This is a genomic window from Oscillospiraceae bacterium (assembly GCA_015067255.1).
In the GTDB taxonomy this organism is placed as follows: Bacteria; Bacillota; Clostridia; order Oscillospirales; family SIG519; genus SIG519.
Genome location: SVMS01000001.1, coordinates 37,468 through 52,945 on the forward strand (window position 1 = coordinate 37,468; position 15,478 = coordinate 52,945).

Genomic DNA, 15,478 nt, shown 5'->3' on the forward strand with positions numbered 1-15,478 from the left:
TTTTTACCTTCGGATTGATTACAAACATCCACACAAAAATCGACAAGGCTCTATTAAGCCTTGTCGATTTCACTTTTTTATTTTTCTATTATTGAATATCCAAGAGAACTCAATAGCTCATCCGCAGAGGTAATAAGCATTTCGTCATAAATGTAATAGTCATAATCTGCGGCAGAACATCCGTTACCTGCTTTTTGAGCAAGGTAGGAGGAAAGGTCATTAAGTCCTTTAAATGTGGTAAGACAAGCATGCTTTTTAGCTTCTGTATTCTTCACGTTAAAGCGCACTTTTTTGCCGTCATCCGATTTAACATTGATGCTATTTTTGCTGAGGGGCAGATATTCATAAAGCAGATGATAAGCATTCCATCTTGCATGTTCCTGAGCAATCAGCGCATTACGAACAGAGAGATTAAAATATTCGTTATAAGCGTATTCTTCCTTATGTCTGTGACGCTCATTGATAAGCTCAATATTTGCACTTTTTCCGTCTTTTGTGTAATCGAGGCCAAGCAAATTGAGCTTTACACGCAAATTCATTGCCGAATAGATATTGGAATATAAGGTGAAATAATCAAGTTTTTCCCAATCTTTTTCTGCTTTTTTCTGTATGTACTCTTTAAAGTCGGAACGATTTCTTTCTTCTTCGCCTGCATACTGCGCAGTATAAACCTCGTTAAGCTTCTTTGCCATTGTGGATAAACTGTCGTTTACAATAACATCGTGATTAAATACGCTGTTGCTTTTGCCAAAGTAGGAAACGATTTCATCACTTTGAATGTAAGCAGCTTCGCTTCGTACAAAAATATGATAGTTATTTTGCTCAATAAGAGCTGTTTTCAATCTTGCGCCGATTTCAATATTATGACAATCTTCCTCGGTATCAACAATAACAAGTGTATAGCTATTTTCCTTTTGCACCTGAGCTTTAATAGCTGTCAGCACCTTATAGGAAGCAGGAGCCTTATCAATGACAGTTGTTTTAAAAGGTATCTCAGGCAACGGGAAATATTCTGTCGCATTTAATTCGCTAAGAGCTTCAGACAAGCCGCCGATATTCCATTCTGTAGCATCTATATTGGTATCGCACAAATAGTAATTGACAGGTAATTCTTTATATTCACCATCAAAAGTAACAAGCTGATTATTCAGCACTGATTGACGATACAGCTCTTGACCGAGTTTTCCAAATCCAAGTATAAATACATTGATTTGTGTTCCTTGTTTAATAGCAGCATCTTCAATATATATATCAGGCAAATACTTGGTAACGGGATTTTCCTCAGTAAAGGTTCGAGCTACTAATTCATTTATACTAAAAGTATCAATATAGGCTTCCATACCGCTTTTTTCGATGATTTCACGGCGAATAGTTTCTGCTCTGTCCCCTTCCATTTCTACATATAAGTATATGTTTTTAGCTTTTTCTTCAACCTTTTTATATGCAATAAATGTATCGATATAATTCAAAGCTTTTTCGGAATCGGGACAAACAATATTATAACGGGTTGATGTATTTAAATACCAGCTTTTCAGCAAACGCACAGTAAAATCCTTACGCATAACTGCATAGCCGTCTTCAATAAGCTCTTTTACAGAGGCCTTGCCCACACTATCGTCAAGCAACAATACCGCATTACAATTTTTGACATAATGAAGTGCCTTGGAGCTATTGCCGACAACAATATCACAAGTGTCTTTTTTCAAAGCCTTTGCAAGACGAAAAGCACTGACAATAGAATTGCTGAAAGCCTCTACTGTTGCGGTAATGGTAGTTAGCATTGCAACAATAACGCCTATCATAAAAGTAAAGGGAAAGAGTACAAATTCCTTCGCAAAGCTTGTTACCATTTCCACTTTAGCTTCACCGACAAATAGTTTGATTGACGGTCCTATACAACCAATAAAGCCTAAAATATAATTGGACTCTTCTCCAAGCTCTATTACTTTATACAGAAACGGAACAAAGTATAACGACATATTGAGTGCAAAAACAACGCCGACAAATACCGCAGTTTCATTTAACCTTCTTTTTTGAAACCTGCCAACGATAAAACGCAGCAGCATCAATACCTCGATAATTAAAATTAAGATAATAATTATGTTCCACATACGAACATCTCCTTTTCAATGTTGCCTATTATATCACAATTTAATCAGCATTACAAGAAATTAAATGAATAACAAATATCTTTTTGAGATATACTAAACAAAAATATTCAGGAGATGTTTGATATGATAGAAAAAGACACTATAAAATTGCTTCGTGAGTGTGATGCGGGAATTAAAATGGGCGTAAAATCTATTGACGATGTTGTAGACTATGTACAACAAAAAGAATTTCGTGAAAAGCTTATTGATTGCAAAAAAGAGCACGAAAAATTAGACCGTGAATTACAGGCGGCATTAGAAAGATTTCACGATGAGGGAAAAGAGCCAAATCCCATAGCTAAGGGTATGTCTAAAATGAAAACGGAAATGAAAATTGCTATGGAAACGTCTGATAATGTTATTGCCGATTTAATGACTGACGGCTGTAATATGGGGGTAAAGTCGCTCAATAAATATCTTAACCAATACAAAGCCGCAGACGAGGCGTCCAAAGATATTACAAAGCGTCTTATAAATTTAGAAGAACAGCTTGCCATCGATATAAGACAATATTTGTAAAAAAGCATCCGAGATTCACGATAAAATGTGAACCTCGGATTTTTTGGCAATTTTTATTTGTTCAATATCTCTATTACTGTTTCTAATTCCTGCTGTTTTATGATATCCGGCCAAAGATTTTTTTCAACACAGTCTGTAAAATATTTTATTTCGTCATCATATGCAGTACAAGGCTTTATGTTTATGCCTGTTTCACCCTGCTCTTGCTGTTGGCTGTTAAGGATTTTTTTGCTTATGTTTTAAATATATGTATACAGGGATTGCAGACCAACCGTGGCAAAGACTTCCCGCATTATCAAAATCAGCTGCGCCCTTCTGAGTTTCCCAGAAGCTTGTTGCTCCCTTCTTTATCATATCGCCCCATATTTTATTTATTTGCTCAAAAACGTATCTCTTGTTTTCTTGATTATAAAGCAACGCATCGTATTTGAATATGGTATGGCTCAATGTACACTTAGGCATAAAGCTATCCTTCATAACCTTTTGTGCAAGCGATTTTTTATTGCTTACAATATCACAGCACAGCGCCAAAACCTGAATAAGCTCAGGCGTTTCCTCTTTTTCGAGGCTGAATATATAGCCGCCCTTTTCCTTTTTATAAAAGGTACTGTTTATTGCCCTTGCAAGATTTTTCTTCTCTTTCTCATAAAAGCTGTTGTCCTCACCTAAAAGCTTTAAAAGCTCAACAAAATTTTTAAGGGAGAACAAATAGAATAAGTTAAGACCGCTGTCAAGCCTATAGCTGAATTTTTCTCCGTCTAAGCCTTCGTTCCATTCATAGAAATTCCAATACTGTTTTCCTACGGGATTAAGGAAAAGACCGTTTTCCTTTTTAAAGTTTGCAAAAACCTTTTTGGCAACAGGAAGCATTTTTTTGACAAAGGCTGTGTCCCCGCTGTATATGTAATATTCATAAAGAGCTGTTATCCACATAAGAGAGAATACGGGAATTGTTATAGGCACCTCTGCCGGTGCGCAAAGCTCCATAAGACCGTCATCTCTTTGTGAAAGAGCCAAAAGCCTTAATGACTCTTTTGCAAAGGTATATTCACCGAAGGCATAATATCCGCAAAGCATCTGATTTCTTGCGTCCATAGCATACAGCGCCTGCTCACGCCAAGGACAGTCCTCATAATGCTCGTGCATACACAGTCTTAAAGTATCTATTGATATATTATAAATTTCTTCCTGTAATTTATCCTCGCTTTTAAAGCTTACAATGCTTTTAAGAGGGTACTCTGCTTTATTAACTCCGCAATAATTAACCTTTGAATTATGGGAATAAATATGAAGCTGAATATATCTTCCTGCTACTCTTGTAAAGGGATAAACAAACTTATTTACACCCTTTTTACCATGCAGCAAAAATGCAAAATTACGGTTTCCCACAAAGCTACGCACCCTCAAATCTTCAAGATGCTCTCCGTAGCCTGCTATTATATCGCAGTTTTTATCAAGCTCTATTTCCAAATTTAGATAGCCCGCTGTTTCTCTTTTTATATCAAAGATATAACAGCTTCCGTCCCCTATATTTTCTACCGTACTTAAAAATGCTCTGTGCATTTTCATAGCGGGACTTTCACCCTGTGTATCCGCAAAAGAGCCTTTAAAAACACATTCAGTAGGTACTTTTTCAGTAATTTCAAGCTTTTTGACAGGCCTTTTAAAATATTTTTTATTGTCCTGCAAAACAATCGGTTTTTTATAAAGCTTGTCTTCATTTTCAAGAAAATCTATTTTGCAGTCAAATTCAAAGGTAAAGGCAAGCTGTAGGGTTATTTTTTCGATTTCGCCGCTTTTGTAGCCTGTATTATCCGAATAAAGTGTATTTTCCGAGCTTACGCACACAGGCTCTTTGCCCTGCAGAATTTCAAAAATCAAAGAGGGCTCTGCCACTCTGTAGGTGCTTGTGCTTTCCCCTTGATAATAGGCTAAAATATCAACGGTGTTTTCTTTTTTCAAAATATCGACAGGAATTTTACAGCTGTCATAAACCTTATAAAAGCTGTAATCCTGATATTGCCCAAAGCTTACGGGAATTTTATTTATATAGATAATATAATTGCTGTGCGCTCTTATGTTTAAGCTAAGCTCTGTAATTTCTTCAAGACAAAAGCTTTGCCTGAAGCAGACATATTGATTGACGCACTTTTTTTGACTCCAAACAGGAACTGATTTTTCAAATACTTTCATTTTTTCTTCCTTTGTTTGACATTTTTATTATCATTATAATTTTACTTTACAGGCAATTATTTATCAACCTATATTCTAATAAATTCAACCTATATGCTTTTTAATTTACCTCTTTATAAAGATATACTATTCCGTAGCTTGCATTTTTTCTCAATCCGCCGTAGCTGTAATCGGTGCATTTTTCCAAAACCTTTATTCCGTTTGAATTGCAAAGCGCCTCAATTTCTTCAATAGAAAGCTCTGACATAAGCAAGGGAATATCGTTGTCGCATAAAAAGGCTATATCCTTATGTCCTATAAGCTTTTTACCCGTTTCATAGTCTATTTTAATTACGTATTTAAAGGTATCATTATCGTCTATTCGATAAATATTTTTAATGGAAAAAGGAAGCAGTGAAAATTGCTCGTTAGAGCTTGCGCTGTTATCACTGTCACCTACAATGGCAGTGCTTTGATTACTGCTTGTATCTTCCGCTTTTTTCTCTGTTTCCTCATCGGTAACATAGTAGCTGTTTGAATTACTGCTTGAAGCTTGCGGAGCTTCATCTTTCATCTCTGAATCCATATTGTTTTTAATTCCGCCGAATTTAAAGAAATCGTTTGAACCGATAAAGCAAATCACAAAAATTGCAGCAACGGTGCCGACTCCTGCAAATATTCTTTTCAAAACAGTTTTTTTACGCATTTTTTCTTTTCTTATTTCTCTCATAACATTCCTTGAAAAATCTTCATTTAAATCCTGTCCTATTGATGAGGAGGCTTCAAAAATACTCTTTACAAGCTCATATTCAGCTCTGCATTCTTCACAGGCTTGCATATGCTCTTCAAAGGCTTGTCTGTCTATGTTTTCGCCGTCTATATACGGCATTATTAGCTCTTTAAAGCTTTTACAATCCATTACTCCTCATCTCCCTTCGATATATTAGACGGTTGCACTTTATTTTTGTTCCCGTCTTTTTTGATTATTTCAATAACCTTATTTCTTGCCCTATGTATTCTTGTTTTAACCGTTTCTTCGCCAATTCCCGTAATTTTTGAAATTTCTTTATAAGAATAGCCGTTTATGTTTCTTAAAATAAAACATTCTCTTTGCTCTTTTGAAAGACTTTCCAGAGCGTTTATAACCTCTGACATCATTTCTTTTTTCTCGTAATCCTTTTCCACATCAACGCTGTCTTTGATATCTGTAATTTTTCCGTCCTCATTATAAAGAGAGGAGGTCTGATTTGATAAGCGTTTCTTTAAAAAATCAGCCGTAGCGGTGAAAATAATTTTATATAAAAAAGTGTCAAAGGAACATTCTTCTCTAAAGCTTTTTATGCTTTTATAAAGCTTCATAAAAATATTTTGGGATAAATCAAGAGCATCGTCGGAGTTCTTTGTTTTGGCAAGAGCGTATCCGTAAACCTTTTTTTGATACTCTTTAACTATGCACTCAAAGCTGTATTCGTCCCCAAGCTTTGCTTTTTGAATAATTTTTCTGTCAACAGGCATTTTCTCAGTCCTTTCCGATACTTTGAAGTATATCCTCTATCTCCTTTGCATTCTGAGTTTCAAAAATTTTGCATTTGACAATGTGGGAGTTTTTAATTCCTTTTAAATATGCCGCTATATGAGGTCTTATTTCTTTTACTGCAATATTTTCACCTTTAAATTCACAAAGTAATTTAAAATGTCTTAGTGCCATATCAAGCTTATCCTGAACAGTAGGCTCAAAGCCGTCCTTAACTGTTTTAAAAACAAATGGGTTTCCTATTGCGGCTCTTCCTATCATCAAGCCTGCACAGCCTGTTCTTCTCATTTTTTCAGCACTTTCGACATCACAGATATTTCCGTTGCCGAATACGGAAATTTTTACTGCTTCTACAACTTTTGAAATTGTTTCATAATCAATGGGCGCAGAGTACATTCCCTCTCTTGTTCTTCCGTGTACCGATATAAACGAAGCACCGTTTTGCTCACAGATACGGGCAAGCTCTATACAGTTTTTGTTTTTCTCATCCCAGCCAAGACGCATTTTTACGCTTATGGGTATTTTAACTTCCTTTACAGCCGCTTCAACCAATTTTCCTGCAAGCAAAGGATTTTTCATAAGAGCGCTGCCGTCCCCGTTATTTACGATTTTAGGCATAGGACAGCCCATATTTATATCAATCATATCAACGCCAAGCTGTTCGCAAAATGCCGCCGCATACGCCATTATATGAGGCTCATTACAAAAAAGCTGAACAGAAAACGGACGCTCATATTCACAAAATTCCATAAGCAGTTTTGTTTTTTTATCGTTATAGTAAATGCCTCTTGCACTTACCATTTCAGATACAAGAAGTCCCGCACCGTTTTCCTTACAGAGTATGCGCATAGCTTTATCTGTAAAGCCTGCCATAGGTGCAAGAGCATATTCATTTTTCAAATTAATATTTTTTATTTTCATATCAAACACCTTAAGCTCAGTATAGCACATACAATGTCTTTTTTCAATGTGAATTATCGGTATTTTTCTGCGCAAAATATTTTTATCCTATTTTGAGAAAGGATAAAAATATTGAAAAAATTTTTATGTTTTATTATTGTCTTTGTTCTTGTTTCGAGCTTAAATGTCTATGCGCAAGAGGAAAATGAATTAACTATTCACGCAGACAGCTCACAGGAATTTATCTCACGGGCAAAGAATTTTATATATTCACAAATGGACAACCTTTGCACAAAAACAACTGTTATATTTACAGGTAAAGGACTTGAAGAATTTACTTATGATCAGCTTTTAAAGGGACAGACGGGACTTGAATCAGAAATTATAACAGAGTATATGCAAACCGAAGGAAAGGACTACAACGCTTTGATTTTAAGGCAGTATTCCATTTCAAAAACGGTATGGAAAAATTCTTCATCAAACGGGAAACCGTCAAAGCTTCGTATTATTTATTCTTTTCGTTGGGACGAGGAAATGAGCGATATACAAAAGCTTGAAAGCTTTTCAAAAAGCGTCATAGAAAAGCTTTCTCAGAAAAACAAAACACAGTATGAAATGGTTAAGGCAATTCACGACTTTGTTGTTTCTGAATATTCCTATGATACCTCTTCAGAAAATGAAATTCACAACCCTTCGGATTTGATTGAACAAAGCAAGGGAGTTTGCAGTGCATACACGGGTCTTATATATAAATTGCTTCAAGAGGCAGGAATAGAAAGCCGAATAATTCTTTTAGATGCAAAAGGCTTAAACGGAGCTCAAAACGAAGCGCACACCTGGAATCTTATAAAGCTTGATAATCTATGGTATCATATGGACGCTACCTGGGACGACCCAATAACAATTTTGGACAGCGGAAAAATCCGTTATGATTATTTTTTGAAAAGCGATGAAACTATTTTAAAGGACCATAGCTTTAACAAAAAGCCATATCCCTCTGCCCTTGAAGATTACAAGGAAAAGACTCAGTCCTTACCTATAATAAATATCGTTCCTCAAAAAATTGATACCTCAAAAACAATTCCTTTAAATGAGCTGAAATTAAAAACGCAGACAAGCTTACTCAACAGTTTTTTACTGTTTTTCCCGCCGTCTGCGTTTATAGGTTTCTTTTGTGTTATTTTTCTGATTGCTATGGCTTTGTTTTTACTGAAATTATTTGAGCAAAGATAGTACTTCTTTTGGGTCAAAGCTATATTTTTTATTGCAGAAATGGCAGGTGGTTTCGATTTTTTCGTCATCTGCCATTTTTTCGAGCTCCTCTTTTCCCAAGGAAAGAATGGCACGCAATGTACGCTCCTGAGAACAGGTACATTTATACTCGGGATTTGTAGTGCTTAAAATACTGTAATCTATTCCCTCAAAAATAAGATTTAAAATATCTCTGTTGGTTAAATCCCCTTCAAAAAGAGCATTTACCGATTTTATTTTATTTATGTTTTTTTCAAGAATATCAACAGTTTCGTCCTGTGCGTTTGGCATAAGCTGAACAAGAAAACCGCCTGCAGATTTAACGCTCCAGTCCTTTTCAACGCTGACACCCAAAGCACATACGGTAGGTATCTGCTCGCTTTTTGTATAGTAATCGGTTATATCCTGAGCAATTTCTCCGTATTCGATAGGCACAGTTCCGTTATAATTTTTACCGTTACCCAAATCTCTTATAATAGACATACTTCCCCATACCCCAACAGCCGCTTTTACATTAAGCTGTCCCTTACTGTTTAAGGGTAAATCAACTACGGGATTTACAGCATAGCCTCTTACGTTTCCTTGATTATCCGATACAGCTACAAGATTTCCCGCTGCACCGCCGCCGCAGAAATTAAGAGTCAAGGCGGAATTTTCTTCCTTTTGCATAGCGCCCATAATAGATGCTACGGTAAGCACTCTTCCCAACGCAACAGTTACTACGGGAGAGGTTTTATGAATATCAAAAGCCTTACTCACTATATTTTTGCTGTTAATAACAAACGCTCTTACAGAGCCGTCCTTTGTCAATGCTCTTGTCAAAATATCCTTCATAGTTATCCTCGCTTATTTTTCATTCAATGCTACTATTATTGCCCGTGTATCCTTTTCCTTAAGGGACTTCAGGGACTCATTATATACTTTTAAAAGCCTCATATTTGCACGTTGCAAAGCTTTTTCAATTTCCGAAATTGTATACATTCTTTCGCTGCAGCTATCTGTAAATTTTTCGTACAGAGCTTCTTGCTTTTCAAAAAAGGTTAAATAAAAATCGCAAATTCCACAGCTTTTATCAAAATCATTTTGCCATATGCAAGTGGCATTTTCATTTTCAAATACATACGTTTTATCGGCATATTCATTTTCAAATTTATAGGGTGTATTTATATCAAAAATAAAAATACCCTTGGGAACAAGAAACATACTGACACCTTTAAAACAGCTTACAAGCTCATTCTTCGTCAGCAAATGATTGACAACGTCCAGTGAAGAAACAACGGCATCAACAGTGCCGTATAAATCAAGCTCGGTTATATCCTGATTTATAAAAAGGGTTTTACTGTCCCCTGCGCTCTGAGCTTTTTTTATAGCAGCATCGAGCATTTCGGCAGATATATCAACCCCTGTCATATCATAACCACGCTGCGCCATTTCCAAGGTAAGACTTCCCGTACCGCAGCCCATATCAAGAATTTCCAAGGGCTTATATTTTAAGCTTGCAAATATTTTTTCGTATCTGTCGGCAATTTTTAAATAATCAACGTCATCTGTAAAGCTGTCATAAAACTTTGAAAAAGTGCCATACATTAAAAAATCTTTCCTTTTCAAAAATGATTATTCAGCATCCTCAAGTGCTTTTTTATAGCCGTCACTACCGTAATTAAGACAGCGGTTTACACGGCTTATCGTAGCTGTGCTTGCGCCTGTTTTTTCTACGATTTCCGAATATGAACGCTTTTCCTTTAACATTCCTGCAACCTCAAAGCGCTGTACCATTGCTTTAATTTCAGAAACAGTACATAAATCGTCAAAAAGATTATAGCAATCCTCAATAGTCTCAAGCTTGATAATTGCAGAAAATAATTTATCGGTGCTTTCGTTTTTAAGCTTTTTATTCATTTCTTCAGCAAACGCCCATATAAAGCTATTTGCCTTCCCCACCTTTTTCATATTACTGTGTATCATTTTAGCACATTAAAGTAAAAAAGTCAATTGTACTTTATTTTTTTATTTTTTATGATATAATATCTATAGTTTTTTAAATGGAGTTGGTAATTTGAAAATCAAATCTGTAATTTGTATTGTTGCTTCGGCGCTGTTATGGGGTACTATGGGCATTTTTGTAAATACGCTCTCTCAGTTCGGGCTTTCCAATTTTGACATAGTTTTTTACAGGGTGTTTTTTACCTCTTTAATTTTGCTTGTTTATATGCTTATTAAGGACAAAGCTATGCTGAAAATCCGCTTTAAAGACATATGGATTTTTATAGGTATGGGTGTTTTCAGCTTCTTTTTCTTTAATTTATGCTATTTTTATACGATAAAAAATATTTCTATGTCTGTAGCCGCTGCTCTTCTTTATACTGCCCCCGTTTTTGTTATGATTTTTTCAGCTCTTATTTTCAAAGAAAAGCTGTCATTATTTAAAATAATTTCTATAGCTGTCACGGTGTGCGGCTGCTTTGCTGTAACGGGAATTTTTTCTCAAAATCACAGCGTAATATGGTACAATATCGTAGTAGGTATTCTCTCAGGCTTAGGCTATGGACTTTACAGTATTTTCGGACGTTTCGGAGTTAAAAAATACGGCACTGTCACAGTAACCTTTTACACTTTTTTATGCGCTCTTTTAGCCTGTATCCCCTTTATTCGCTTTAATAATATTATTTCTCAGATGTCAGATATAAAGCTTTTGTCAATATGTGTTGCTGCAGGAGTTTTAACCTGTGCCCTTCCTTATATTCTTTATACATACGGACTCAGAAGCATACCCTCGGGACAAGCTTCTGTTATTGCCACTGTCGAGCCTGCCTTTGCCTGTGTATTAGGTGTTTTATTTTTTAATGACAAGCTTGACTTCTTTATATGTCTTGGGATTGTTTTAATTTTATCCGCTGTTATTATCTGTTCACTTGACAAAGATTAGTTATTTTTCAAAAATTGTGTGCATATATTTCATCATATACTGTTAAGAAATATGGTGATTGTATGCTTGCACTTGTCTATGTTAAATACGACAGACAAAGAGGCGCTTTTGCAAAGCTTTTGCGCTTTTTATTTCCTTGCGTTTTAAAAAGTATTAAGGAAAATATGGCAATTTACGAAGCCTATATGCCTCTACCAAACGGTACTCTTACCAAAAGATGCGAGAAAAAGCTTATTGCAGAAATGAAGAGAGATAAAATAAGCAAATTTTTATGCACCGGCGGTTGCCGTAAGCTTTTGGAGGACAACGGCTTCACATATGCCTATTCCGAAAACTATTTAAAGAAAAACCTTTTTAAAGCTATAAAATCCCTATCCTGTGAGCTTGGTGAAAATGCAAAAAAATTAAAAATCTGTATTTGCGAAAAAGATAAAAGCATTACGGCATCAGACCTTTTGACAAACTGTGCCAAAAGCTTTGAAAATGTAACTCTCATAACTCAGGATGTGGACGGATATTCCGACATTCAGGATGAAATAGCTTTGCAATACGGGGCGGCAACAATAGTAACTCAAAGCTATCAGCCGGCAGAAAATGCCGATATACTGATATGTCTTTCATTGACAGACGAAATCTTTAAAAATGCCCGTATCAGCAATCATACCGTTATTATAACCGTTGACAAGGATTTTTTGCCCAAAGCTTACTTACAATCCTCTGTAATAACTGCATTTTCAAAGCCTCTTTCAAGTGCTCAGGCAGAGCTTTGCAAAGGCAGTATAACTCCTTGGGAAATCTCCTGCGTTCTTGATGAGCAAAATAGCGATACACAAGAAAATTCATTTACAAATTTTTACTCCTTTGGGCGTATGGTTACACCTAAAACACTCTTAAAGAAAAACTATTCCGATTTTGTTATATAGCTACATAAATCTGCTATATTTTTGTACTAAATTACAATTTTTATCGGGCTTTTGTTAAACACTTGACAATCGTTAAGAAAAAAAGTATAATGTTAAAATGTATTTTTAGACTGTTTGTTGATATAATCTTTTTTGTGAAACAATCAGTCTGATATATTTTAAAAAATTTAATGGGTTTTAAATATGAATGGAGAGAATTTGATGAGTCAAAGCAAAATTTCGGCAAGCACAAAGAAAAAGCTTGAAGAAGAGCTTGAATATCTTATTTCCGTAGGGCGTGAAGAAATAGCGCAAAAAATTAAAGAAGCCCGTTCTTTTGGAGATCTTTCGGAAAACAGCGAATATGATGAAGCTAAAAACGAGCAGGCTAAGCTTGAAGCTAAAATCAGCAAATTGGAAGATATGATTAACAATTCAATCGTTATTGCTGATGATGAGCTTTCAAGTGAAGAGGTAGGCTTAGGCTGTATTGTAAAGCTTAAGGATTTAAACAAGAATGTTGAACTGCAATATAGTATAGTAAGCTCTTTTGAGGCTAATCCCAGCGAAGGTAAAATATCTGACCAAAGTCCTTTAGGAAAGCTTATGTTAGGTAAAAAAGTTGGCGCCGTTGTAGAGCTTGCGGCAGTTAACAGAAAATTTGAAATTCTTGAAATAAGCTTACAGTAATTTTTGTGTCGCTGAGAGGGTTTCCTTCATAGCGACACTTTAAATATCTTTTTATAGACGTAAAATGGAAAGGAAAACTGAAAATGTCTGAAGAAATGGAAGTAATGCAAAGCACCGAAGAGCTTAACGAGCAAATGCAAATAAGAAGAGAAAAACTTAAAGAGCTTCAGGAAATGGGTAAAAACCCTTTTGCAGAGGTTAAATATCCTGTAGATGCTTATGCAAACAACATAAAAACTAATTTGAGTGATTATGACGGCAAGGAGGTTTGTCTTGCCGGCAGACTTATGAGCAAGCGTATGATGGGTAAGGCTTCCTTTGCCGATATTATGGATAATACCGGCAGAATACAGATATATGTCCGCCGTGACAATATCGGTGAAGAAGAATACGCACAGTACAAAAAGCTCGACATAGGCGATATTATCGGAATAAAGGGTACTGTTTTTGTAACTCATATGGGAGAAACCTCTATAAACGTTACAGAATATACTCTTTTATCAAAATCTCTTATTCCACTGCCTGAAAAATGGCACGGCCTTAAGGATACAGAAACTCGCTACCGTCGCAGATATGTTGACCTTATTGTTAATCCCGAGGTTAAAAACACCTTTGTTTTGCGCAGTAAAATTACAAATGAGGTAAGAAATTATCTTGATAATTTAGGCTTCCTTGAGGTTGACACTCCTGTTTTACACAGCCTTGAAATAGGAGCTTCCGCCCGTCCCTTTATCACACATCACAACACTCTTGATATAGATATGTATCTGAGAATTGAAACAGAGCTTTATCTTAAGAGACTTATCGTAGGCGGCTTTGATAAGGTTTACGAGGTTGGCAGAATTTTTAGAAACGAGGGTATGTCAGTTAAGCATAACCCCGAATTTACTTCAATAGAGCTTTATCAGGCATATACCGACTATATCGGTATGATGGACCTTATTGAAGACATGTTTAAGGTTATCACAAAGAAAATAACAGGAAAAGAAACTATTACTTATCAGGGCACAGAAATCAATATGTGTGCTCCCTGGGAACGTCTTACTATGGTTGAAGCCGTTAAAAAGTATGCTGATGTTGATTACAACGACTGGGCAGATGACGAGCAGGCAAGACAGGCTGCTAAGGCAAAACACGTAGAGGTTGAAGCAACCGCAACAAAGGGCGACGTATTGGCAGCTTTCTTTGAGGAGTATGTTGAAGAAAAGCTTATTCAGCCCACAATAATTTACGATTATCCCGTTGAAATTTCACCTCTTGCAAAGAGAAAGGCAAGCGACCCTCTCTTTACAGAGCGTTTTGAATTTTTCATTTATACAAGAGAAATGGGAAATGCCTTCTCCGAGCTTAACGACCCCATTGACCAGCGTCAAAGATTTGTTAAGCAGGTTGAAGCAAAAAGAGCGCAGGGCGCTAACGCTGAGGTTGATGAAGACTTCCTAATGGCTATGGAATACGGTCTTCCCCCAACAGGCGGCTTAGGCTTCGGTCTTGACAGATTTGTTATGCTCCTCACCGACAGCGCTTCAATCAGAGACGTTTTACTCTTCCCCACAATGAAAACATTGGAGAAGTAAACCACTATATACAGCTTTGAGAGGATTGTTTGTAACGACATCTTGTGTTTTAGGAGTAACAGCAATATAAATTTACCAAATTGTTTACCAAAAAATTTATTCAAAAGCACACGATATAGTAACAAAAAGGCACTATCTTTTACTGATAGTGCTTTTTCAATGTCCTGTTTTATTAACTTGTTTTGATGTGCGCTTTTCAAAAATCGGGAATAACCTTTAATCAATAATTGAAGTATCCGTATAATGTTTTTGAAGTGTGCAAGTAGAGTTAATTGTGTTACACTATATTTAGGGAAACGCAACCGCTACTTTAATTCTTTTATAAAACAACCACACGAAGCAAGGAGCGGAAACCGCTCTTTCTTTGTATCTAAAACCATAGTATAAACATCATACTGCAATGTATTGACTTTGTAATAATTATAAGATATAATGATGTCAATGCTAAAGAGTGTAAAGAGCTACAAGAAACTTACCAATGATAATTAAATTTTGCGAGGTGGAATTATGGCATTGATAAATTGTCCTAAATGCAACAAAGAAATAAGCGACAGGGGGCAAATATGTCCATACTGTAGGCATTGGTTAGATGATAAATTTTTGGCACAGAAACAGCAGGAATTGATTGATGAGGGAGAAAGGCAATATAAACTTACAAAAGCATATAAAGAGGAAGTAAAAAAGTCCCTCTTGCCTGAATGTCCTATCTGTAAAAATAAAGACAATGTAAAGAGAATATCAAACTTAAATCGTTCTTTTTCTATCTTTTTAAATGGTCTTGCTTCTTCCAAGATTGGAAAACAATACGAATGTACCCATTGCAAACATAAATGGTAATATAGAATGAAGCGGGGTTT

The 15,478-nt window shown here is 35.8% G+C and carries 15 protein-coding genes; 7 read left to right on the forward strand and 8 right to left on the reverse strand.

What is annotated here, in order from left to right:
- Positions 1–77: 77 nt before the first annotated feature.
- Positions 78–2,111 (reverse strand): hypothetical protein, encoded by a 2,034-nt coding sequence (locus E7480_00215; protein MBE6903018.1) that lies wholly within the window; start codon positions 2,109–2,111, stop codon positions 78–80.
- Positions 2,112–2,234: 123 nt separating this feature from the next.
- Between E7480_00215 and E7480_00220 the strand changes: the two genes are divergently transcribed.
- Positions 2,235–2,669: a hypothetical protein gene (locus E7480_00220; protein MBE6903019.1), complete on the forward strand. Its 435-nt coding sequence runs from the start codon at positions 2,235–2,237 to the stop codon at positions 2,667–2,669.
- Positions 2,670–2,885: 216 nt separating this feature from the next.
- Here E7480_00220 and E7480_00225 read toward each other — a convergent pair whose 3' ends face one another.
- The 4 genes from E7480_00225 to dusB form a co-directional block, all read right to left on the reverse strand.
- Entirely contained in the window at positions 2,886–4,862 is a 1,977-nt protein-coding gene (locus tag E7480_00225; protein MBE6903020.1) for a hypothetical protein, read from the reverse strand.
- 100 nt (positions 4,863–4,962) lie between these two features.
- Entirely contained in the window at positions 4,963–5,760 is a 798-nt protein-coding gene (locus E7480_00230; GenBank protein ID MBE6903021.1) for a hypothetical protein, read from the reverse strand.
- Complete coding sequence (locus E7480_00235; protein MBE6903022.1) at positions 5,760–6,356, reverse strand: RNA polymerase sigma factor; 597 nt, start codon at positions 6,354–6,356, stop codon at positions 5,760–5,762. Before E7480_00235 ends, E7480_00230 begins: the two co-directional genes overlap by 1 nt.
- Positions 6,357–6,360: 4 nt before the next feature.
- Positions 6,361–7,296 carry a tRNA dihydrouridine synthase DusB gene (gene dusB / locus E7480_00240; GenBank protein MBE6903023.1) on the reverse strand — a complete coding sequence of 312 codons (936 nt, stop codon included), beginning with the start codon at positions 7,294–7,296 and terminating at the stop codon, positions 6,361–6,363.
- A gap of 111 nt (positions 7,297–7,407) precedes the next feature.
- Here dusB and E7480_00245 point away from each other — a divergent pair, with 111 nt between their 5' ends.
- On the forward strand, positions 7,408–8,508 hold the full coding sequence (locus E7480_00245) for a hypothetical protein (protein ID MBE6903024.1): 1,101 nt from the start codon (positions 7,408–7,410) through the stop codon (positions 8,506–8,508).
- On the opposite strand, the gene E7480_00250 is transcribed toward E7480_00245, so the two are convergent.
- From E7480_00250 to E7480_00260, 3 genes are read right to left on the reverse strand one after another with little or no spacing between them, the layout of a single operon-like run.
- On the reverse strand, positions 8,491–9,360 hold the full coding sequence (locus E7480_00250) for an Hsp33 family molecular chaperone HslO (protein MBE6903025.1): 870 nt from the start codon (positions 9,358–9,360) through the stop codon (positions 8,491–8,493). The genes E7480_00245 and E7480_00250 overlap by 18 nt on opposite strands.
- A gap of 12 nt (positions 9,361–9,372) precedes the next feature.
- Complete coding sequence (locus tag E7480_00255; GenBank protein MBE6903026.1) at positions 9,373–10,134, reverse strand: class I SAM-dependent methyltransferase; 762 nt, start codon at positions 10,132–10,134, stop codon at positions 9,373–9,375.
- Positions 10,135–10,140: 6 nt separating this feature from the next.
- Positions 10,141–10,425: a hypothetical protein gene (locus E7480_00260; protein ID MBE6903027.1), complete on the reverse strand. Its 285-nt coding sequence runs from the start codon at positions 10,423–10,425 to the stop codon at positions 10,141–10,143.
- Between the two features lie 157 nt (positions 10,426–10,582).
- On the opposite strand from E7480_00260, the gene E7480_00265 reads away from it, so the two are divergent.
- From E7480_00265 to E7480_00285, 5 genes are all read left to right on the forward strand, one after another.
- A complete protein-coding gene (locus E7480_00265; protein MBE6903028.1) occupies positions 10,583–11,452 on the forward strand; it encodes an EamA family transporter in 870 nt (289 codons plus the stop codon).
- 62 nt (positions 11,453–11,514) lie between these two features.
- Positions 11,515–12,375 (forward strand): hypothetical protein, encoded by an 861-nt coding sequence (locus E7480_00270; protein ID MBE6903029.1) that lies wholly within the window; start codon positions 11,515–11,517, stop codon positions 12,373–12,375.
- A gap of 201 nt (positions 12,376–12,576) precedes the next feature.
- Entirely contained in the window at positions 12,577–13,044 is a 468-nt protein-coding gene (greA, locus tag E7480_00275) for a transcription elongation factor GreA (protein MBE6903030.1), read from the forward strand.
- 83 nt (positions 13,045–13,127) lie between these two features.
- Positions 13,128–14,621 carry a lysine--tRNA ligase gene (lysS, locus tag E7480_00280; GenBank protein MBE6903031.1) on the forward strand — a complete coding sequence of 498 codons (1,494 nt, stop codon included), beginning with the start codon at positions 13,128–13,130 and terminating at the stop codon, positions 14,619–14,621.
- 507 nt (positions 14,622–15,128) lie between these two features.
- Positions 15,129–15,458, forward strand: coding sequence for a hypothetical protein (locus E7480_00285; GenBank protein ID MBE6903032.1), 330 nt, complete (start codon positions 15,129–15,131; stop codon positions 15,456–15,458).
- The last annotated feature ends 20 nt before the right edge of the window (positions 15,459–15,478 follow it).

Excerpts from the sequence above, each read along its gene's own strand:
- E7480_00215 (MBE6903018.1), bottom strand. The coding sequence starts at position 2,111 with ATGTGGAACATAATTATTATCTTAATTTTAATTATCGAGGTATTGATG.
- E7480_00260 (MBE6903027.1), bottom strand. The coding sequence starts at position 10,425 with ATGAATAAAAAGCTTAAAAACGAAAGCACCGATAAATTATTTTCTGCA.
- E7480_00285 (MBE6903032.1), top strand. The coding sequence starts at position 15,129 with ATGGCATTGATAAATTGTCCTAAATGCAACAAAGAAATAAGCGACAGG.
- E7480_00270 (MBE6903029.1), top strand. The coding sequence starts at position 11,515 with ATGCTTGCACTTGTCTATGTTAAATACGACAGACAAAGAGGCGCTTTT.
- dusB (MBE6903023.1), bottom strand. The coding sequence starts at position 7,296 with ATGAAAATAAAAAATATTAATTTGAAAAATGAATATGCTCTTGCACCT.
- greA (MBE6903030.1), top strand. The coding sequence starts at position 12,577 with ATGAGTCAAAGCAAAATTTCGGCAAGCACAAAGAAAAAGCTTGAAGAA.
- E7480_00225 (MBE6903020.1), bottom strand. The coding sequence starts at position 4,862 with ATGAAAGTATTTGAAAAATCAGTTCCTGTTTGGAGTCAAAAAAAGTGC.
- E7480_00220 (MBE6903019.1), top strand. The coding sequence starts at position 2,235 with ATGATAGAAAAAGACACTATAAAATTGCTTCGTGAGTGTGATGCGGGA.
- E7480_00230 (MBE6903021.1), bottom strand. The coding sequence starts at position 5,760 with ATGGATTGTAAAAGCTTTAAAGAGCTAATAATGCCGTATATAGACGGC.
- lysS (MBE6903031.1), top strand. The coding sequence starts at position 13,128 with ATGTCTGAAGAAATGGAAGTAATGCAAAGCACCGAAGAGCTTAACGAG.
- E7480_00235 (MBE6903022.1), bottom strand. The coding sequence starts at position 6,356 with ATGCCTGTTGACAGAAAAATTATTCAAAAAGCAAAGCTTGGGGACGAA.
- E7480_00250 (MBE6903025.1), bottom strand. The coding sequence starts at position 9,360 with ATGAAGGATATTTTGACAAGAGCATTGACAAAGGACGGCTCTGTAAGA.